This is a genomic window from Nocardia sp. NPDC004278 (assembly GCF_053602975.1).
Window position 1 is genome coordinate 121376 of the sequence record NZ_JBSGEQ010000003.1, and the last position, 20408, is coordinate 141783.

Genomic DNA, 20408 nt, shown 5'->3' on the forward strand with positions numbered 1-20408 from the left:
GCTGGCGCCGTATCCGGGCACTCACATGCGTGCACCCTTCTCCAGATTGCACCTTCGGCACAGGATCTGGAGATTGGCGACACTTGTCGCGCCACCGCGGCTCAGCGGGATGATGTGATCGAATTCGAGGTAATGCTGGTCCCCGCATTGGCAGCACCGGCCTCTATCACGCTGCCACACTTCGGATTTCACGTCTGGCGGAATCGAGCGGATGTCGCGCTGTCCAGGCGCGAGTACCAGCCGCTTGGCCACTCGCAGGGCTCCCTCCAACACCGCAGCGACATACTCGGGATCCGGTACCTGGTATGTGCCGCCTCCGCGCGCGGTTGTCGCCGCAATGACGACATTCCCGTATTCGGGTGCAACCGAGACGATCTTCGCCCACGGCAGTTCGGTTCCTGCTCCGGTGCCGACGAACCTGACCTTCTTGCTGCTGCCGATCAGCCTTCCGCTGTTGTGCCTCGGCCCACTGGCCAGGTACTTGACCTGGGTTGCGTTCACGTCGATATACAATGTTTCATCGGCTTCCAGGTGCAGCCCGGGCCGTTGGATCCGTGGCAGATCGCCAGCCCGCACCTGAGTGAGCGAGCGACCGCGGAGCATACGCTGACGAAGTTGGCTGACGAACTGGTCCGCGGGCGAGAGCCCGATGGCTGATTGCAGGTCGGCGATGGCATGTTCGAAGTCATCCATCTCGTGCTGTTCGATCTCGTCATCGGCAAACGAGAATGCGACAACGCGCTCCAGATATGCCAGGGCGAGGGGGCGCATTGCCTCGCCCCCGGTGGCCTCGTCGATCCGCTGGAATCGCAGCGCGATCCACAGGTCATCCCATGCATCGCCACGAGGACCAGATGTGGTCAGAACCTGCCATGCCTGTGACCGCCATACCTCCATGAACCCGGCAACCTCGGATTCGCAGGCACGGCACGGTGGAATCGAGCCGAACCGCGGTACCCGCTTCGGCCGTCCACAGCGTTCGCAGATCGCGGGATCGGACGCGAAGAATTGTCGCCTGTCCGCACTCCAAGTCAAGCCGTTCCACCAGCGGATTTGGCCGGAATCGTCTGGATCCTGATACCAGCCCGCGGCCGTACGGGGCATGGTGGCGGGCATTGTTCGGTGGGGCGTGGCGACGGGTGTGCCGACTGGAGGGCTGACGGCTGGACCGGCTGGGGGTTCACCATCGGCTGGATCGTCGATCTCGACACCGAATTCCTCGGCCAGCCCACGCAACCCACTGCCCCAGCCTTGGCCTACCGCGCGAAACTTCCATGCCCCCGCTCTCCTGTAGAACTCGCCGAGCACCATCGCGGTCACCATGTCGGGCTGCTCGGCGTCGAAGCTGAGCAACTCGGTGCCCGAACTGCGAACCGATACCCTGAGACCGGACACATCCCGAAAGGAACCATGGTCGACCGATCCCGCAATTACGATCCGGGTCACATCGGATTCGACGGCCGTCAGGTTGATCCCGATCGTCGCGCTTCCGGGGGGAGTGGTCTCGAGCGCAACGGACCCCGAGGGATTCCGTGGGGCGTTGTAGAACACGAAATCGTCGTTGGATCGGATCTTTCCCGTGTCGGTCAATAGCAGCGCCTGCGGATCGACCTCGTGCTCGGACCCCCATGACAGCACCAGCGCCACCGTTGATGCGTTGACCGGCGCGTTTCCCCCTCGTGTGAGCATCATGCGGGGAAAACCGTTTGCGGAACACGTGTCGTTACGACATTGACCACCGGCGCAAGCGATTTGGGTATTTGGGCCCTAATCGGACAAGTTCTCGCCGCGCTATTCGACTCCGCGCACCATGCGGACTTCGGTGGCGGGGGTGAAGGCTTCTATTCGGGTGGTGCCGTCCAGTTCGAAGCCGTGTTTGCGGTAGAAGGCCTGGGCGCGTGGGTTTTTCTCGAAGACCCAGAGCGAGCAGGGGATGTCGGCGGGGAGGGCGGCGCGGATCAGGGCGTCGGCCACGCCGGTGCCGTACCAGGCGGCGCGGACATAGAGGGCGTTGAGTTCGGTTGGGGTCACCGGGGATTCGTCGCGGGATGCGCCGACGCTGGCGAAGCCGATAACGTGATCGTCGACCAGGGCGACGTGGGTGCTGTTCGGGTAGCGGATCCGAAGGCGTTCCCATTGCTCCGCCCGGCGGTGCACGTCGAAGGCGTCGAGTACGTGGTCCGGGACCAGGCCGCGGTAGGCCTCACGCCAGCAGGTGATATGGCATTCGGCCAGGCTGTGGACGTGTTCGGCGGCGAGTGCCGTGATCCGCCACGGTGGGGTCGGCTCGGTCATCCCGGAAAGCTTGACTGCCCGGCAACTGATTTCGCAAGCACATGGGTAACTCGTCGGGTACGTCCAAGAGTCGACTCGGGCCCGCGACGCATCGTCAGTCGCACCTGACGACCGGCAAAAGATTCGGGGAGGCGGAAAAGACTACGCCCCGAGCACCGGATGGTGTCGGGGCGTATGTTCGGTCTCGGTTGGATCGGCCTCGAGGCAGATCAGCCGCGAACGACCTTTCCGGCCTTCAGGCAGGAGGTGCACACGTTCATGCGGCGGGTGTTGCCCGGGGCGACCTGGGCGCGCACGGTCTGGATGTTCGGGTTCCAACGACGGTTGGTACGCCGGTGCGAGTGCGAGACCGACTTCCCGAAGCCGGGGCCCTTGGCGCAGACGTCGCAGACGGCAGCCATAGTCGCGAACTCCTTCATGTCATGTGGGGACTGCTGCACGTCGGCAGCATGTCCGGAAACGATGTCTTAATGCCCTGCCGACTGACGTCGGCCAGCGCAGACCGGCCTCGGCCGCGCTAGGCAACCCTGCAAGGGTAGCTGGCGGGGTCCGGATCCGCCAAACCGGGTCATGGAGCAACGGCCCGTGGACACCACCGATCGTAGTGGATCGGTGTCGCCGATCGACTGTCGGTCTCGCCAGCTAACCTGGCGAACGGTGGCAGGCCCGTTCGAGCGACCTGCCAGCAGTCGCTAGCGGTGTGGACGATCGCGGAGAGAGGTGGCGGTGCCCGGAGTGCGGGACATGACGAGAGATGGCCGCGGTGACGCAGAACTTCCATCCGCTGTCGGGTCGAATGCTCTCAACGGCCCGGCGTTGCTGCGCTGGGGCCGGGTCTGCCTCGAGGGTCTCGAACAACGGCGCGAGGAGATCAACGCGCTCAATGTCTTTCCTATCGCCGACGCCGATACCGGCACGAACATGCTGGCAACGATGCGGGCGGCGATGCAGGCCGCCGAGGCCGCGATGGCCGCCGCCTCGTCGACAGCCGCTGTCTCGTCCACATATGAGGTGGCCGCCGCGATGGCGCGCGGTGCGACCCTCGGTGCGCGCGGCAACTCGGGAATCATCCTTTCGCAGGTGCTGCGGGGGATCGCCGAAGCGGTGCGGCATGGCCTGCTGACCGCCGATACGCTGCGCGCGGCGCTGGCCACGGCCTCGGCATTGGTGCGCGAATCATTGAGTGTGCCGGTCGAGGGGACCATCCTGACCGTGCTGGATCGGGCGTCCGACTGTGCCGCGGCCTGTCCGGGCCCCGTGCTGGCCGAGGTCGCGGTGGCGGCGGCCGACGGTGCCGCCAAGGCGCTCGGCGACACACCTGCCCAGCTCGGGGTGTTGCGCGAGGCCGGGGTGGTCGATGCGGGTGCCCGTGGGCTCGTGGTGCTGCTCGACAGTCTGGTCGCGGTCACGCTCGGGGAGACACCTGATCGGCCGCAGTATGTGCGCGGCGAGTTCGCAGCCTCGCAGGCGCATGTCGAACGTGGCGACATGGACGTCGTCGCGGCATATGACGGCTCGCCGTCGCGCAGCGGTGCCGAGTCCCAGGGCAGCGTCGAATGCCAGGGCGGCCTCGAATCCCGCAACGGTGCCGAACCTCGGAACAGCGCCGAACCGCACTTCGAGGTGATGTACCTCCTCTCCGATACCGACAACCGACGCATAGCCCGCCTCCGCGATCGCCTCGCCGAACTCGGCGACTCCGTTGTGGTGGTCGGTGACGGCGCGGGCTCCTGGTCCGCGCACGTACATTGCGCCGACGCCGGAGCCGCGGTCGAAGCGGGCATCGCAACCGGCACCCTGAGCGCCATCCGCATCGAAAGTTTCGCCATCACCGCCCAACCGTTCGCGCCTGCCTGGACCGATCACGATGGACGCGCGGACCGCGGAGTGCTGGCCGTGGTGGCGGGCGATGGGGCCGCGGCGCTGTTCGAAGCCGGGGGAGCGGTGGTGCTCGGCGGCGACGGCACGGTCACCAGCGCCGCGCTGCTCGGCGCGATCCGACAGCTGCCGAATCGGGAGGTGCTGGTATTGCCGAATGGCGCTCTGCCCGCGCACGAGCTGGTCGCGGTCGGTGTCGCGGCTCGTGACGCGCACCGCGACGTGCTGCTGTTGCCGAGCGGGTCCATGGTGCAGGGATTGGCGGCACTGGCCGTGCACGATTGTGGGCGGATCGCGGTGGACGATGCCTTCGCGATGTCGGAGGCGGCGGCCGCTACCCGGTGGGGATCGTTGCGCGCCGCCACCGAGCGGGCCCTCACCATGGTCGGCACCTGCGATGCGGGCGATGGACTCGGCCTGGTCGGCCACGATGTGGTGGTGATCGACCGGGATGTGCCGACCGCGGGCCGGACCCTGCTCGACCGGATGCTCGCCTTCGGTGGCGAGCTGGTCACCTTGCTCATGGGCGCGGCGGCCCCCGCCGAACTCGCGGCCGAACTCGCCGCGCATATCGCGGACGGCTTCCCCGGCATCGAGGTGAGCGTGTACTCCGGTGGGCAGCACGCGGATCTGGTGCAGATTGGGGTGGAATAGGGATATGGCGACACTGAGTGACCGGCTGGACCACCTGCTCGGCGTGAAGGCCGCCGAGCCGCTGGCCGATGCCTTCGACATGCACACCGTCGAGGATCTGTTGCGGCACTACCCATTGCGCTATGCGACCCAGGGCCAGCCGCTCACCCAGGAGCAGCCGGAAGAGGGTGCGCACATCACCGTCATCGGCCGGGTGACGAAAACCGAACTGCGGCCGATGAAGAACCGCAGGGGCAGACTGCTCAAGGTGGCCCTCGATACCGGTTCGGTCGCCCCGATCGATATCACTTTCTTCAATGGCGACAAGGTGAGTTACCTTGTCCGCGAAGGTGTCCGGGCGATGATGTCGGGCACCGTGCACTGGTGGCGGCCGGACCGCTGGAACCTCTCGCATCCCGATTATCTGATCCTGCCCGATAAGGAAGAGGCCTCGATCGAGAACCTCACCTCGGTGCGCGGCGGCGGTGCACTGCGCGGACTGGCGCAGAGTGCGAAAGGTAAAGAGGGAGTGGATGTCTCGTTCTTCGAACGGGAATTCATTCCGGTGTATCCGGCGACCGCCAAGGTGCAGAGCTGGGATCTGCTGGCCTGTGTCCGGCAGGTGCTCGATCAGCTCGATCCGATCGACGATCCGCTGCCGAGCGCGCTGCGCGAGGATCGCGGCCTGATGAAGGTCTCCGACGCACTGCGCCTGATCCACCTGCCCGAGCACAAATCCGATATCGAACAGGCCAGGGAGCGTTTGCGTTTCGACGAGGCGCTGGCCCTGCAGCTGGTACTCGCCGAGCGGCGACACGACGCGGAGGGGCGGACGGCCCGACCGTGTCCACCGCGCTCCGACGGCATCGCGGCGGCTTTCGATACCCGCCTGCCCTTCGAACTGACCGAGGGACAGCGGCAGGTGATCTCGGAGATCTCCGACGATCTCGCGCGCAGCCATCCGATGCACCGGCTGCTGCAGGGTGAGGTGGGTTCGGGCAAGACGATTGTCGCACTGCACGCGATGTTGCAGGTGGTCGACGCCGGACAACAGTGCGCACTGCTCGCGCCGACGGAAGTCCTTGCCGCTCAGCACTATCGGTCGCTGCGCGCGATGCTCGGCGATCTCGGCACCGCGGGTGAACTCGGTGCCGCGGACCAGGCGACCAAGGTGGTGTTGGTGACCGGTTCGATGTCGGCGTCGGCGAAGAAGGCCGCACTGCTCGACGCGGTCACCGGCGAGGCCGGCATCGTCATCGGTACGCACGCATTGATCCAGGACGCGGTGGAGTTCTTCGATCTGGGCATGGTGATCGTCGACGAACAGCACCGGTTCGGCGTCGAGCAGCGGGATGCGTTGCGCGCCAAGGCGAAAGCCGGTGCCAGCCCACATTTGCTGGTCATGACCGCGACCCCGATACCCCGAACCATCGCCATGACCACCCTCGGCGATCTGGAGACCTCGACCCTCACCCAGCTGCCCCGGGGCCGCTCACCGATCGTCTCGAAGGTGGTGCCGCGCAAACAGCATCCGAATTGGGTGGACCGCGCCTGGGAGCGCATCCAGGAGGAGGTCGCGGCCGGTCGGCAGGCCTATGTGGTGTGCTCGCGCATCGGCGACGACGAGGAGAACGGCAAGAGCCGCAACGGCAAGAAGTCCGGCAGGTCGAAGGACGGTCCCGAGCAGGAAGGTCCGACCACCGCCGCAGCCGTCGAGGTCTTCGACATGCTGCGTACCGGCCCATTGGCGAACGTCCGGGTCGGGCTACTGCACGGCAGACTGCCGACCGATGAAAAGGACCAGGTGATGCGGGCATTCAACGATGGTGATATCGATGTGCTGGTCTGTACCACCGTCGTCGAGGTCGGCGTCGATGTGCCGAACGCGACCGTCATGGTCATTGTGGACGCGGACCGCTTCGGCGTCAGCCAGCTGCATCAGCTGCGCGGGCGGATCGGCCGTGGCAAACATCCCGGCCTGTGCCTGCTCATCACCGACGCCGGTCCCACCGGCACCGCCATGGCCCGGCTCGACGCGGTCGCCGCCACCACCGACGGCTTCGAACTCGCGGTCCTCGATCTGCGCCAACGCCGCGAAGGCGATGTTCTCGGCGCCGCCCAGTCCGGCACCGCGCGCTCACTGCGCCTGCTCTCCCTGCTCGATGACCTCGAAGTCATCACCGCCGCACAGGAACTCGCGCGCGAGGTCGTCGAAGCCGACCCCGGTCTGCGCAAGCATCCTGGGTTGGCGAGCATGATGCGCGCCGCCGTCGACTCCGAACGCATCGAATATCTGGCCAAGTCCTGATCCGGAGCTCGTCGGTCAACGTCCGATCCGTGGATAGGGCAGATCAGTACTCATATGTTCGGTGATCGCGAGCGGACTGCCGATCTGCGGGAATGCGCGCTGGGGGCAGGAGGGGCGCTCGCAGACCTTGCAGCCCGCACCGATCGGCACCGCGGCGGCCGGATTGTCCAGATGCAGCCCGGTGGAATAGGCCAGCCGGTCGGCGTATTCGATATCGCAACCCAGGCCGATCGCGAAGTCCTTTGTGGCCGTGCCGAATCCGTGCGGCGCCGTCAGTGCGGTGCGGGCGATCCACAAATAGCGGCGGCCGTCGGGCATCGCAGCGATCTGGGTCAGGGTGCGGCCGGGATTCGCGAAGGCCTCGTGCACCACCCACAGCGGGCAGCTGCCGCCGACTCGGGAGAAGTGGAATGCGGTGGCGGACTGGCGTTTCGAGATATTGCCCGCGCGGTCGGTGCGGACGAGGAAGAACGGAACACCGCGCTGCCCCTGCCGCTGCAGCGTGCTCAACCGGTGGCAGATGGTCTCGAAGCCGACCTCGAAACGCAGACTGAGCAGATCGATGTCGTAGCGCAACTCCTCGGCCGACCGCAGGAAGCGCCCGTAGGGCAGGACCAGCGCACCCGCGAAATAGTTGGCCAACCCGATTCGCGCCAGCGTCCGGGATTCGCTGATGAGCGACGGTGTTTCGGCCAGCACAGCATCCAGGTCCCTGCCGTACAACAGAAATCCGAGCGTGGTGGCGATCTGGAAGGCACGCTGCCCGGGACGCAGCCGCCGCGCCAGGGTCAGGGTGCGGCTGTCCGGATCGTAATGCCGTTTCGGGATGGACGGATCCGCGCCATCACCACGCACCAGCACGGTCACTCCGGCGCGCTCCTCGGCCACCCTGGCGAGTTGCCGATCGAGCGAGCCGATGCTCAGGCCGCACTCCTCGAAGAGCTGTTCGGCCGCGTGATCGAGTTGGGCGATGTGATTGTGGTGGTCGTAGAAGAAGTCCCGGACATCCTCGTACGGCATGGGCACACCGGGAGCACCGGTCGGCGCGGCCACCCGGGCCGAGAGCAGATCGAGTTGATCGGTCGCGGCGCGCAGTCGCCGATGCATCGCGACGACGATCCGGGCAACCTCCGGTAGTCGCGTCGCGAGCTCCTCCACCTCGGTCAGCGGCGCACTATCGCCGCCAGCCGCGTCCACCAGCACCTCGTGCAGATCCGATACCAAGCGGGCATCGGAGTCGGCGGCGAAAAATTGCACGTCGAGGTCGAAGGTGGCGTTGAGTTTGAGCAACACCGGAATGGTGAGCGGTCGCTGGTCGCGCTCGAGCTGGTTGAGGTAGCTGGGCGATAGATCGAGCGATTTCGCCAGTGCCGCCTGGGTCATCCGCCGTTCTTCGCGCAACCGCCTCAGTCGGGCGCCCGCGTACATCTTGCGCACCGCAAGATGGTAGCCCTCGGAATTTGCAAACATCGCAAAATGCGTGATTCTCGCCCGCAGAAATCTGCTGTTGCAAGGGATTTTGCCGTCGATCAATCCTGCGTAGCGTGCGAAGTGGGCAGCTGGCCCGCCGCATGTAACCGGAGGATGGATGAAGACACATATCGTACGCGCCCGCGGCGCCGCCGAGGACTTTCCGCGCTCGGAACATCTGGCCGCCAAGATTGCCGAGGTTGCCGCCGATCCGGTCGAGGTGCGCGCCGAGGTGGCCGAGATGATCGTGAACCGGATCATCGACAATGCGGCCGTCGCCGCGGCCGCCCTGGTTCGCGGACCGGTGGCCAGCGCGCGGGCACAGGCTGTTGCGCAGCCGTACCTGCCGCGGCCGGGTCGGGCGGGTGCCACCGTTTTCGGGCTGCCCGCGCCCGACCGGGTGTCGCCGGAGTGGGCCGCGTTGGCCAATGGAGTCGCGGTGCGCGAACTCGACTTTCACGACACCTTCCTCGCCGCCGAGTACTCGCATCCGGGCGATAACATCGCGCCGATTCTCGCCGTCGCCCAGCACACCGGACGCAGCGGCGCCGAGCTGATCCGTGGCCTGGCCACCGGTTACGAGATCCAGATCGACCTGGCGCGCGGAATCTGCCTGCACGAGCACAAGATCGATCACGTCGCCCACCTCGGTCCGTCCGCTGCCGCGGGCATCGGGACGCTGCTCGGACTCGACACCGAGACGATCTATCAGGCGATCGGGCAGGCGCTGCACACCACTACCGCGACCCGGCAATCCCGCAAGGGTGAAATCTCCAGCTGGAAGGCCTATGCCCCCGCATTTGCCGGGAAGATGGCGGTGGAGGCGGTGGATCGCGCCATGCGCGGCGAGGGTGCGCCCGCGCCGATCTGGGAGGGCGCGGACGGCGTCATCGCCTGGCTGCTCGGCGGTCCGGACGCGGAATACCAGGTGCCGCTGCCGAGCCCGGGCGAAGCCAAGCGCGCGATCCTGGACAGCTACACCAAGGAGCATTCGGCCGAATACCAGAGTCAGGCACCCATCGATCTCGCGCGCCGAATGCATTCGCGCATCGGCGATCTCGATCAGATCGCCACGATCGTTTTGCACACCAGCCAGCACACGCATGTGGTGATCGGCACCGGATCCGGTGATCCGCAGAAGTTCGATCCGCAGGCCAGTCGGGAGACGCTCGACCATTCCGTTCCTTATATCTTCGCGGTCGCACTGCAAGACGGCGGTTGGCATCACGAGCGGTCGTATGCGCCCGAGCGCGCACGCCGGGCCGATACCGTCGCGCTGTGGCGCAAGATCTCTACCGTCGAGGATCCGGAGTGGACTCGCCGCTATCACGCCATTGATCCGAATGAAAAGGCCTTCGGGGCACGGGCTGTCGTGACCCTGAAAAGCGGCGAAACGATCATCGACGAACTCGCGGTCGCCGATGCGCATCCGCTCGGCGCGCGGCCGTTCGCCCGCGAGCAATACCTCGCGAAGTTCCGAACGCTCGCCGAGGGTGTCATCGATCCCGCGGAGCAGCAACGCTTCCTCGACGCAGTGCAGCGCACGCCAGCATTGGCCGCCGGTGCACTGGATCAGCTGACATTCACCGTATCGCCCGAGGTCCTGGGGCGGGCGCCGATGGCACGGGAGGGGATCTTCTGATGCTCGCCCTACTCCTCGCCCCAGACCAGCGCCTGTGCGGCGATCACCTCGGTGCCGTTGAATGTGACGGCGGGCGATCCGTGCAGCCGGTAACCCTGATCGAGCAGGCCGCTGATCCGCTCGCAGAAGGTAGCGTCGTCGACGCCGGTGATCAGTCGGTAGCGCAGGCGGTGATCTTCGGACCCACCACCCGGCATCGAATCGCTGTGCGAAGTTTCGCTCATCGGTCCAGCCTAGGGCGGCGGTCGCGGTGACCGGACTGCTGGCCGCCGCCACGAGTGCGGCCGATAAGCGTGCGGCGCTGCGGTCCGGGTTGGCCTCCGGGCGGCTCCAGCGCTGGCCCGGGGCATTCAATCCGCTGGTGGCCAAGCTGATTCAGCAGCTCGGCTTCGAGGGCGTCTATGTCTCCGGAGCGGTGGTTTCGGCCGAACTCGCGCTGCCGGATATCGGGCTGACCACGCTCACCGAGGTGACCGCGCGCGGACAGCAGATCGCGCGGGTGACCGATCTGCCGGTGCTGATCGATGCCGATACCGGATTCGGCGAGCCGATGAATGCGGCGCGCACGGTGACCCTGCTGGAAGATGCCGGGTTGGCGGGCTGTCATATCGAAGACCAGGTGAATCCCAAGCGCTGTGGTCACCTCGACGGTAAGGCGGTGGTTCCGGTTGCCGAGATGGTTCGCCGCTTGCGTGCCGCGGTCGCGGCCCGGCGTGACCCGAATTTCGTCGTCTGCGCGCGCACCGATGCGCGGGGGACCGAAGGGCTGGACGCGGCGATCGACCGGGCCAGGGCATATGCCGACGCCGGTGCGGATCTGATCTTCACCGAGGCGCTGACCGACGCCGCCGAATTCGCGAAGTTTCGTGCGGCGGTGGATATTCCGTTGCTCGCGAATATGACCGAGTTCGGCAAGTCGGAGCTGCTGTCCGCGGGCACGCTGGCCGATCTCGGCTATAACGCCGTTATCTATCCGGTAACCACATTGCGCTTGGCGATGTACGCGGTCGAGCGGGGTCTGCGTGAAATCATCAACACCGGAACGCAATCCGGATTGGTGCGGCAGATGCAGCACCGGGCGCGGCTCTACGAATTGCTGGATTACCAGCAGTACAACAACTTCGATTCCGGAATCTTCAATTTCACCGTGAGCGAGTGACCATGACCGATATCAAGAAGGGCTTGGCCGGGGTGGTGGTCGATACCACCAGCATCTCCAAGGTGGTGCCCGAGACCAATTCGCTGACCTACCGCGGCTATGCGGTGCAGGATCTGGCGCGGCACTGCGGTTTCGAGGAGGTCGCGTATCTGCTGTGGTATGGCGAACTGCCCGATGCCGCCCAACTCCAACGACTGTGCCAGCGTGAACGCGCACAGCGTCGCGTCGATCGGTCGATCCTGTCGCTGATCGAGAAGCTGCCGGACAACTGTCATCCGATGGATGTGGTCCGGACGGTGGTCAGCTACCTGGGCGCCCAGGATCCGGATCTCGATGCCGCGCAGGATGATCGGGCGCTCTTGGCGAAGTCGCTGCGACTGACCGCGGCGCTGCCCACGGTGATCGCGGCCGATATGCGCCGCCGCCATGGGCTGGATCCTATTGCGCCGCACGCACAACTGGGCTTCGCGGAGAACTTTCTGAATATGTGCTTCGGAAAGGTTCCGGATCCGCGCATCGTGCGCGCCTTCGAGATTTCACTGATCCTATACGCGGAACACAGTTTCAACGCATCCACATTCGCCGCGCGGGTGGTCACCTCGACTCGCTCGGATATGTACAGCGCGATCACCGCGGCGATCGGCGCGCTCAAGGGTCCGCTACACGGTGGCGCCAATGAGGCCGTCATGCACATGATGCTGGAGATCGGTGAGCCCGAACGCGCTGCGGAGTGGTTGCGCGCGAAGCTGTCCGGCAAACAGAAGGTGATGGGGTTCGGGCATCGCGTCTATAAGAACGGCGACTCGCGGGTGCCGACAATGCGCGATGCTCTTGCGCGAGTTGCCGAGGTGACCGGCGGTCAGCGCTGGCTGCGCATGTATACCGCATTGGAGCAGGCCATGGCCGAGGCCACCGGCATCGAGCCCAATCTCGACTTTCCCGCCGGTCCCACCTACTACCTGATGGGCTTCGACATCGAGATGTTCACACCCATCTTCGTGATGAGTCGCATTACCGGGTGGACCGCCCACATCATCGAGCAGTCCGCCGCCAATGCCCTCATCCGTCCGCTGTCCGAATACGTCGGGGTGCCGCAGCGCGAACTGCTGGTCTCGGGGGCGGCGGCGCACAGCCTCGACGGATGATCGCGGCGAAGCCCTCCTCGACCAAGCGACTGTTTGGTGTAATCGGTGAGATCGAATCGACCGATGTGCCCATCGCATGGGCGCAAGGAAGCGAGCGAACCGAATGTCGAGTCCCGACGATATCGTCACCGCCATGTGCCGCAGCTGGGCCGATCCCGACCCGGACCGGATCAGTGCCTTCTTCGCCGAAGACGCCGTCTACCACAACATTCCGATGGAGCCGATCCACGGCCGTGCCGCCATACGCGAGTTCATCGCCGGATTCCTCACTAGCTTCGAATCCATCGACTTCGATATCCACCACCAGGTCGCCAGCGGCAATATCGTGATGAACGAACGCACCGACACCCTGCGCGGCCTCGGCAAAGACACCCCGCTGCCGGTAATGGGCGTCTTCGAAGTCGCCGACGGTGCCATCACCGCCTGGCGCGACTACTTCGATATGGCTGCCATAAACCGAGCATTCGGCACCGACGCCGCCGAGTAGCGGTTCCCGCCCGATGTCCGCCCGGAAAGATCTTTGGGAATTCGGGAACCGAATCGTTCGGGCGCGCGTCGAATAGGGCATCGGGGGTGATATCTGATGGCGACGTATGAGGAGGGGTTACGTATGGATCGTTGCTCGGGATGTCCTGCGGGTTGGCGACGGGGATTGAGTGCTCGGTCGCGGATGCGGCCGATTGTGCGCAATGGTGAGGTTTGTGACAGGCACCCGCCCCGCCGCCGGCTGCGACCGTTTCCTGGGACCGAATCACCTTGATACGTAGTGTATTTCATTGATGGCGCGAGTGGTCCCCTCGACCACGCACCCGGTGCCGGATACGCCCGCCCTCCCCGTGAACGGGGAGGGCGGGCGCTATTCGGTCATGCCGAGATATTCAGCGCACCGCGGCCGCGGCCGCGACCAGATTGCGCAGGGAGGCCTCGACCTCGACCGGCCCGCGGGTCTTCAGCCCGCAGTCCGGATTGACCCAGAGTCGTTCGGCGGGAACGGCTTTCAACGCCGCGCGCAGCGAAGCGGTGATCTCCTCGACGCTCGGCACCCGGGGCGAGTGAATGTCGTAGACACCGGGTCCGACGCCGAGATCGAAGCCGCGTGCGTTGAGGTCGTCGAGCACTTCCATATGTGAACGCGCCGCCTCGATCGAGGTGACATCGGCATCGAGTCCGGCGATCGCATCGATGACCTCGCCGAATTCCGAATAGCACAGGTGGGTGTGGATCTGGGTGGCATCCGATACCCCTGAGGTCGCCAGCCGGAACGCCCCGACCGACCACCCCAGATACGCGCCCTGGTCGGCCGCGCGCAGCGGCAACAGCTCCCGCAGTGCGGGCTCGTCGACCTGGATGATCCGAATGCCCGCGGCCTGCAGATCGATCGTCTCGTCCCTTATTGCCAATGCCACCTGGCGTGCCGAATCCGCCAATGGCTGATCGTCGCGCACGAACGACCAGGCCAAAATCGTCACCGGGCCGGTGAGCATGCCCTTGACCGGCTTATCGGTGAGCGATTGCGCGTAGCCGATCCAGTCGACGGTCATCGGCGCGGGTCGGGCCACATCGCCGAACAGAATCGGCGGCCGCACGCAGCGGGTGCCGTAGGACTGCACCCAGCCCGCTTCGGTGGCGGCGAATCCGTCGAGCTGTTCGGCGAAGTACTGCACCATGTCATTGCGTTCCGGCTCGCCGTGCACCAGCACGTCGAGCCCCAATTTCTCCTGCAGCGCAATGACATCGGCGATTTCCGAGCGCATCCGACGCACGTACTCGGCCGCATCGATCTCGCCCTTGCGCAGTGCCGCCCGCGCGAGCCGGATCGCCGAGGTCTGCGGATACGAACCGATCGTCGTGGTCGGCAATGACGGCAGCCGCAGCCGTTCGGCCTGCAGCACCCGTCGCTGCGGCGCGGGGGACCGCCGGGTGGCATCCGGACCGAGCGCCGCCAACCGCGCCCGGACCTGCGGATTGTCCAGCCTGGGATCGGTACGCCGGGTAGCAAGTGCCGAACGGGCGGCGGCCAATTCGGCGGTGATCGCCTCCGGCCCCGCGCTCAGTGCGGTCGCGAGCAAGCGCACCTCGGCGACCTTCTCCGCACCGAATGCCAGCCACGAGCGCAACCGTTCGTCGAGGCCGGTTTCGGGCGCCAGCGTGTAGGGCACGTGCAGCAGTGAGCAGGAACTCGACACCGCAACGGATTTCGCGCAACCCGGCAGCGCGCCGAGTGTCGTCAGCGCCCGATCCAGATCGGCCCGCCAGACATTTCGGCCGTCGACCACACCCGCGACCAGCAGCTTGTTCGCGAGCGCCGGTACCCCAGCCACCGCGGAGAGATCGGCGGCAGTGGTGAAGTCCACTGCGATGCCTTCGATTCCGGTCTCGGCCAGGGCGGCCAGCGCCGGGCCGGGACTGCCGAAATAGGTCGCCACCAGCAGCGCCGGACGATCCGTCGCGGCCGACAGCTCGGCATAGGTGCGCTGGATCAGGTCGATCTCGTGGGCGGTCAGATCGGTGACCACCACCGGCTCGTCGAATTGCACCCACTCCGCACCTGCCACGGCCAGCAGCCGCAACAGCTCACGGTAGAGCGGCACCAACTCGTCGAGGCGATCGAGCGCGGCACCGCCCGTCGCCTTCGCCAGTTTCAGGAAGGTGATCGGACCGACCACCACCGGCCGCGCGGGCACCCCGAGGGCTAGCGCCTCCTGCAGTTCATCCAGCACCTTCGACGGGTGCAGTGAGAACGCGGTCTCCGGGCCGATCTCCGGCACCAGATAGTGGTAGTTGGTATCGAACCACTTGGTCATTTCCAGGGGCTCGACCGTATCGGTGCCGCGCGCCGCGGCGAAATAGCGATCCAGCGGATCGGCGATTCCGGCCACCTGGGGCGGCAGCGCTCCGAGCAGCACGGCGGTATCGAGCACCTGGTCGTAATAGGAGAAGGTGCCGACCGGAATGGCATCGAGTCCGGCCGAATGCAATTCGGTCAGCTGATTGCGCCGCAGGTTGCGTGCGATCGCGTGCAGTTGCTCGGCGTCGATGTGTCCGGCCCAGTACGACTCGGTGGCACGCTTGAGCTCACGGTGCGGCCCCACCCGCGGGAGACCGAGAACCGTTGCGGTGAACGGGTTATGCGAAACAGTCACGAATTTCTCCAGTGCTGAGATCGAAGACCATCGCCCTACGAGCTCACGGAGACCAAGTGACGTGCCGGAAAATCCAACGACTGGAAAAACCAACTATGGAGCCCGACAGGTCGCACTGGTGGTCCGCGCGCCCAATCCACGAGGCGGTGGCCGCCGGATACGGCGTATCCGACACGGCTGGCAGGTCTTCGGACTTGCGGGCACGGGCCTTCTGGCCGACCCCGTACGGGGCTCACCTACTGGCCGTCGCTTCCCGGGCTGACCGTTTCGAGCGATCGGCAAGCAATCGCTACGGCCTACCCAGTGCTGATGACGGCGGTCGTTCCTGCATACCGCTGCGGGACAGTCCCGGATTCTCACCGGGTTCCCTCTCGTCCGCACACCAGTATTCCGGTGGGCGAACTCGACTCCGTTGACGCGACGTCGGGGCTCCATCTCGTCTGCGCACGGCGAACCAGCTGCAACACCAAGCATAGGCGGGCGCGCAACCGGGTTTTGACGGCATACCTGTGATCATGATGTTCGCTGCGCAGGCCCACCCTTCGCCCGACCGCCACCCCCCACCGAATCGCTACGCGATGCTGACTTTCGGGGCCGCGAACACGCCGCGCCGCAGGCGCGGCAAATTCAACACAGTATGTGACGACTGGATGAACACAACTTCGCAAGTCTGCTAGGAATGGTTGTGAAGATTCCTGCGAAGGGGACTTCCCTGTCAGGGCTGCATTCCGGGCCGGGTACCTTAGGTCAATGTTCTCGAAAGTCTTGGTTGCCAACCGTGGCGAGATCGCGATCCGTGCCTTCCGCGCGGCCTACGAACTCGGCATCGGAACCGTCGCGGTATTCCCGTACGAGGATCGCAATTCGGTCCACCGGTTGAAGGCAGCCGAGTCCTATCAGATCGGCGAACAGGGCCACCCCGTCCGGGCGTATCTGTCCATCGAGGCGATCATCGCGGCGGCCAAGTCCGCCGGAGCCGACGCCATCTACCCCGGCTACGGTTTCCTGTCGGAGAACCCGGACCTCGCGGCGGCCTGTGCGCGCGAGGGTATTACCTTCATCGGTCCGTCCGCCGCGGTACTCGAACTCGCGGGTAACAAGGCCCGTGCGATCGAGGCGGCCAGGGCGGCCGGACTGCCGGTACTGCGTTCGAGCGCGCCGTCGGCCGATGTCGACGAGCTGCTCGTGGCCGCTCAGGAACTGGAGTACCCGATCTTCGTCAAGGCCGTCGCGGGCGGCGGCGGCCGCGGTATGCGGCGGGTCGCCGATCCGGCACAGCTGCGCGAATCGATCGAGGCCGCCTCCCGCGAGGCGGAGTCGGCATTCGGCGATCCGACGGTCTTCCTGGAACAGGCCGTGGTGAATCCGCGCCATATCGAGGTGCAGATCCTGGCCGACCAGCACGGCAATGTCATGCACCTGTTCGAGCGCGACTGTTCGGTGCAGCGTCGCCACCAGAAGGTGATCGAGCTCGCCCCGGCACCCAACCTCGATCCGGCACTGCGCGAGCGCATCTGCAATGACGCGGTCGCCTTCGCCCGCCAGATCGGCTACAGCTGCGCCGGCACCGTCGAATTCCTGCTCGACGAGCGCGGCAACCACGTCTTCATCGAGATGAATCCGCGCATCCAGGTCGAGCACACGGTGACCGAAGAGATCACCGATGTCGACCTGGTGCAGTCCCAGCTGCGCATCGCGGCGGGGGAGACCCTGGAACAGCTCGGCCTGAGCCAGGAGAAGGTCACCATTCGCGGTGCTGCCCTGCAGTGCCGGATCACCACCGAGGATCCGGCCAATGGCTTCCGCCCCGATACCGGCCGCATCACCGCCTACCGCACCCCCGGCGGTGCGGGCATCCGTCTCGACGGCGGTGCGAATCTGGGCGCGGAGATCGGCGCCTACTTCGACTCGATGCTGGTCAAGCTCACCTGCCGCGGTCGCGATCTGCCCGCGGCGGTGGCCAGGGCCAGCCGTGCGCTCGCGGAGTTCCGCATCCGCGGCGTCACCACGAATATTCCGTTCCTGCTCGCGGTGCTCGACGATCCGGACTTCAAGGCGGGCCGGGTCACCACCTCGTTCATCGATGAGCGCCCGCAGCTGCTGACCCTGCGCGGCTCGGCCGACCGCGGCACCAAGATCCTGAACTACCTGGCCGATATCACCGTGAACAAGCCGCATGGTGAGCGCCCGACCACGGTGTATCCGCACGATAAGTTGCCCGCCATCGATTTGAGCGTGCCCCCGCCGGACGGTTCTCGGCAACGTCTGCTGCGCTTGGGCCCCGAGGGTTTCGCGCAGGCGCTGCGTGCGCAGCAGGCCGTCGGGGTGACCGATACGACCTTCCGCGACGCACACCAGTCGCTGTTGGCCACGCGCGTGCGTACCAACGGTCTGCTCGGTGTGGCCGGACATGTCGCACGCCTGACACCGGAACTGCTCTCCATCGAGGCGTGGGGTGGCGCGACTTACGATGTGGCGCTGCGCTTCCTGTACGAGGATCCGTGGGAGCGGCTGGCGGCGTTGCGTGAGGCGATTCCGAACATCTGCCTGCAGATGCTGCTGCGCGGCCGCAATACCGTCGGCTACACCCCCTACCCCGAGCAGGTGACGCGCGCGTTCGTCTCGGAGGCGACCGCAACCGGCATCGACATCTTCCGCATCTTCGATGCGCTCAACAATGTCGACCAGATGCGTCCGGCCATCGATGCGGTGCGCGAAACCGGTACGGCCATTGCGGAAGTCGCGATGAGCTACACCGGCGATCTGAGCAACCCGGACGAGACGCTCTACACCCTCGACTACTACCTGAAGCTGGCCGAGCAGATCGTCGACGCCGGCGCGCATGTGCTCGCCATCAAGGATATGGCAGGTCTGCTGCGGGCACCCGCGGCGGCGACACTCGTTACCGCGCTGCGCAGCAACTTCGATCTGCCGGTCCACGTGCACACCCACGACACCCCCGGCGGTCAGCTGGCGACCTATCTGGCCGCCTGGCATGCCGGCGCCGACGCGGTCGACGGTGCGAGCGCCGCGATGGCCGGAACCACCTCACAGCCTGCACTTTCCGCGATCGTCGCGGCGGCGGCGCACAGTGAATTCGACACCGGCCTGAACCTGCAGAACGTCTGCGATCTGGAGCCGTACTGGGAGGCGCTGCGAAAGGTGTACGCGCCCTTCGAATCCGGGCTGCCCGCGCCGACCGGACGGGTCTACACCCACGAAATCCCCGGTGGTCAGCTGTCGAATCTGCGGCAACAGGCCATCGCACTCGGCCTCGGTGACCGCTTCGAAGAGGTCGAGGCGAAATACGCCGCGGCGGACCGGCTGCTGGGCCGCCTGGTCAAGGTCACCCCGTCCTCGAAGGTGGTCGGCGACCTCGCACTCGCACTGGTCGGTACCGGTGTCGACATCGAGAGTTTCGCCGCCGATCCGGGGCGCTACGACATTCCGGATTCGGTAATCGGTTTCCTGCGTGGCGAACTCGGCACCCCGGCCGGCGGCTGGCCCGAACCGTTCCGCAGTCGCGCACTGGCCGGCCGTGGTCCGGCCAAGCCCGAGACACCGCTCACCGCCGAGGACGAAGCCGGACTGAACGGAACCTCCGGACAGCGCCGCGCCACCCTCAACCGGCTGCTCTTCCCCGGCCCGACGGCCGAATTCAACGCCCACCGGGAGAAGTACGGCGACACCATGGGCCTGTCGGCCAACCAGTTCTTCTACGGTCTGCGCCGCGGTGAGGAACACCGCGTGCAGCTGGAGAAGGGTGTCACCCTGCTGATCGGCTTGGAGGCGATCTCCGAACCCGACGAGCGCGGTATGCGCACGGTCATGTGCATCATGAACGGCCAGCTGCGCCCGGTCGCGGTGCGAGATCGCTCCGTCGCCAGCGATATCCCGGCCGCGGAGAAGGCGGATAAGAACAATGCGGGCCATATCGCCGCGCCGTTCGCCGGTGTGGTCACTTTGGCTGTGTCCGAAGGCGATTCGATCGCGGCGGGCGACATCATCGGCACCATCGAGGCGATGAAGATGGAGGCCGCGATCACCGCACCGCGTGCCGGCATCGTCGGGCGGGTCGCGATCGGCAAGGTGCAGCAGGTCGAGGGTGGCGACCTGTTGGTCGAACTGACCGTGCGCGAGTCCGCGGCGGAATGACCCGGATCGTCGCGGGCAGCGCGGGCGGGCGGCGACTGCGCGTCCCGCCCGCCGGTACCCGGCCCACCTCGGATCGGGTGCGCGAGGCACTGTTCAGCGCGCTCGACGCCCGCATCGATTTCGACGGCGTCCGGGTGCTCGACCTGTACGCCGGATCCGGCGCGCTCGGTCTGGAGGCGCTCTCGCGCGGCGCCACCAGCGCCCTGCTCATCGAATCCGATCGCAAGGCCGCCGCGATCGTGCGCGGCAATATCGCCGATCTCGGGCTGCCCGGCGCCGAACTCCGCATCGGGGCCGTCGCCAGCGTTCTGGCCGGTGGCGGTGCGGGGGGCTACGACGTGGTCTTCTCCGATCCGCCCTACGACGTCGACACCACCGCGGTCACCGCCGACCTGCGCGCCCTGGTCGAGCACGGCTGGCTGGCGCCCGGCGCATTCGTCGCCGTCGAGCGCTCCAGCCGCTCACCCGAGATCGTCTGGCCCGCAGGCTATATCCCGGCGAAGGCGCGTAAATATGGCGAAACCCGCATCGAACTAGCCGAATTCGCCTCGGAGTAACTCCGCCATCGCGGCGTCCGAGG

General features: G+C 66.3%; 14 protein-coding genes and 1 riboswitch. Of the genes, 8 read left to right on the forward strand and 6 right to left on the reverse strand.

What is annotated here, in order from left to right; translation table 11 throughout:
• Positions 1–21: 21 nt before the first annotated feature.
• The 3 genes from ACWEO2_RS05520 to rpmB all read right to left on the reverse strand — a co-directional run bounded on the left by ACWEO2_RS05520 (position 22) and on the right by rpmB (position 2696).
• Positions 22–1692 carry a TerD family protein gene (locus ACWEO2_RS05520; protein WP_452404261.1) on the reverse strand — a complete coding sequence of 557 codons (1671 nt, stop codon included), beginning with the start codon at positions 1690–1692 and terminating at the stop codon, positions 22–24.
• A gap of 99 nt (positions 1693–1791) precedes the next feature.
• Positions 1792–2295: an N-acetyltransferase family protein gene (locus ACWEO2_RS05525; RefSeq protein ID WP_452404262.1), complete on the reverse strand. Its 504-nt coding sequence runs from the start codon at positions 2293–2295 to the stop codon at positions 1792–1794.
• A 209-nt stretch (positions 2296–2504) separates the two neighbouring features.
• Positions 2505–2696, reverse strand: a complete 192-nt coding sequence (gene rpmB / locus ACWEO2_RS05530) for a 50S ribosomal protein L28 (protein ID WP_011210730.1) — start codon at positions 2694–2696, stop codon at positions 2505–2507.
• A gap of 343 nt (positions 2697–3039) precedes the next feature.
• Between rpmB and ACWEO2_RS05535 the strand changes: the two genes are divergently transcribed.
• Positions 3040–4827, forward strand: a complete 1788-nt coding sequence (locus ACWEO2_RS05535) for a DAK2 domain-containing protein (protein WP_452404263.1) — start codon at positions 3040–3042, stop codon at positions 4825–4827.
• A 4-nt stretch (positions 4828–4831) separates the two neighbouring features.
• Positions 4832–7114, forward strand: coding sequence for an ATP-dependent DNA helicase RecG (gene recG / locus ACWEO2_RS05540; protein ID WP_452404264.1), 2283 nt, complete (start codon positions 4832–4834; stop codon positions 7112–7114).
• Between the two features lie 15 nt (positions 7115–7129).
• Here recG and ACWEO2_RS05545 read toward each other — a convergent pair whose 3' ends face one another.
• Entirely contained in the window at positions 7130–8551 is a 1422-nt protein-coding gene (locus ACWEO2_RS05545) for a short-chain fatty acyl-CoA regulator family protein (RefSeq protein WP_354957526.1), read from the reverse strand.
• Positions 8552–8702: 151 nt separating this feature from the next.
• On the opposite strand from ACWEO2_RS05545, the gene ACWEO2_RS05550 reads away from it, so the two are divergent.
• On the forward strand, positions 8703–10226 hold the full coding sequence (locus tag ACWEO2_RS05550; RefSeq protein ID WP_452404265.1) for an MmgE/PrpD family protein: 1524 nt from the start codon (positions 8703–8705) through the stop codon (positions 10224–10226).
• Positions 10227–10234: 8 nt separating this feature from the next.
• Here ACWEO2_RS05550 and ACWEO2_RS05555 read toward each other — a convergent pair whose 3' ends face one another.
• Positions 10235–10450, reverse strand: a complete 216-nt coding sequence (locus ACWEO2_RS05555; protein WP_452404266.1) for a DUF1737 domain-containing protein — start codon at positions 10448–10450, stop codon at positions 10235–10237.
• A gap of 26 nt (positions 10451–10476) precedes the next feature.
• On the opposite strand from ACWEO2_RS05555, the gene prpB reads away from it, so the two are divergent.
• From prpB to ACWEO2_RS05570, 3 genes are all read left to right on the forward strand, one after another.
• Positions 10477–11385, forward strand: coding sequence for a methylisocitrate lyase (prpB, locus tag ACWEO2_RS05560; protein ID WP_452404267.1), 909 nt, complete (start codon positions 10477–10479; stop codon positions 11383–11385).
• Positions 11386–11387: 2 nt separating this feature from the next.
• The gene (locus ACWEO2_RS05565) at positions 11388–12530 is read left to right on the forward strand and encodes a bifunctional 2-methylcitrate synthase/citrate synthase (RefSeq protein ID WP_452404513.1); all 1143 of its coding nucleotides are present in this window, start codon (positions 11388–11390) and stop codon (positions 12528–12530) included.
• Positions 12531–12633: 103 nt separating this feature from the next.
• Entirely contained in the window at positions 12634–13017 is a 384-nt protein-coding gene (locus ACWEO2_RS05570; RefSeq protein WP_354957522.1) for a nuclear transport factor 2 family protein, read from the forward strand.
• A gap of 391 nt (positions 13018–13408) precedes the next feature.
• Here ACWEO2_RS05570 and metE read toward each other — a convergent pair whose 3' ends face one another.
• Complete coding sequence (gene metE / locus ACWEO2_RS05575) at positions 13409–15673, reverse strand: 5-methyltetrahydropteroyltriglutamate--homocysteine S-methyltransferase (protein ID WP_452404268.1); 2265 nt, start codon at positions 15671–15673, stop codon at positions 13409–13411.
• 161 nt (positions 15674–15834) lie between these two features.
• Positions 15835–16075, reverse strand: a riboswitch (cobalamin riboswitch).
• Positions 16076–16423: 348 nt separating this feature from the next.
• Between metE and ACWEO2_RS05580 the strand changes: the two genes are divergently transcribed.
• Positions 16424–19828 (forward strand): pyruvate carboxylase, encoded by a 3405-nt coding sequence (locus ACWEO2_RS05580; protein ID WP_452404269.1) that lies wholly within the window; start codon positions 16424–16426, stop codon positions 19826–19828.
• Complete coding sequence (gene rsmD / locus ACWEO2_RS05585; protein WP_452404270.1) at positions 19825–20385, forward strand: 16S rRNA (guanine(966)-N(2))-methyltransferase RsmD; 561 nt, start codon at positions 19825–19827, stop codon at positions 20383–20385. The genes ACWEO2_RS05580 and rsmD overlap by 4 nt, the downstream gene beginning before the upstream one ends.
• The last annotated feature ends 23 nt before the right edge of the window (positions 20386–20408 follow it).

Excerpts from the sequence above, each read along its gene's own strand:
- ACWEO2_RS05570 (WP_354957522.1), top strand. The coding sequence starts at position 12,634 with ATGTCGAGTCCCGACGATATCGTCACCGCCATGTGCCGCAGCTGGGCC.
- ACWEO2_RS05525 (WP_452404262.1), bottom strand. The coding sequence starts at position 2,295 with ATGACCGAGCCGACCCCACCGTGGCGGATCACGGCACTCGCCGCCGAA.
- rsmD (WP_452404270.1), top strand. The coding sequence starts at position 19,825 with ATGACCCGGATCGTCGCGGGCAGCGCGGGCGGGCGGCGACTGCGCGTC.
- ACWEO2_RS05520 (WP_452404261.1), bottom strand. The coding sequence starts at position 1,692 with ATGATGCTCACACGAGGGGGAAACGCGCCGGTCAACGCATCAACGGTG.
- ACWEO2_RS05555 (WP_452404266.1), bottom strand. The coding sequence starts at position 10,450 with ATGAGCGAAACTTCGCACAGCGATTCGATGCCGGGTGGTGGGTCCGAA.
- ACWEO2_RS05550 (WP_452404265.1), top strand. The coding sequence starts at position 8,703 with ATGAAGACACATATCGTACGCGCCCGCGGCGCCGCCGAGGACTTTCCG.
- ACWEO2_RS05535 (WP_452404263.1), top strand. The coding sequence starts at position 3,040 with ATGACGAGAGATGGCCGCGGTGACGCAGAACTTCCATCCGCTGTCGGG.
- ACWEO2_RS05580 (WP_452404269.1), top strand. The coding sequence starts at position 16,424 with ATGTTCTCGAAAGTCTTGGTTGCCAACCGTGGCGAGATCGCGATCCGT.
- ACWEO2_RS05565 (WP_452404513.1), top strand. The coding sequence starts at position 11,388 with ATGACCGATATCAAGAAGGGCTTGGCCGGGGTGGTGGTCGATACCACC.
- recG (WP_452404264.1), top strand. The coding sequence starts at position 4,832 with ATGGCGACACTGAGTGACCGGCTGGACCACCTGCTCGGCGTGAAGGCC.
- rpmB (WP_011210730.1), bottom strand. The coding sequence starts at position 2,696 with ATGGCTGCCGTCTGCGACGTCTGCGCCAAGGGCCCCGGCTTCGGGAAG.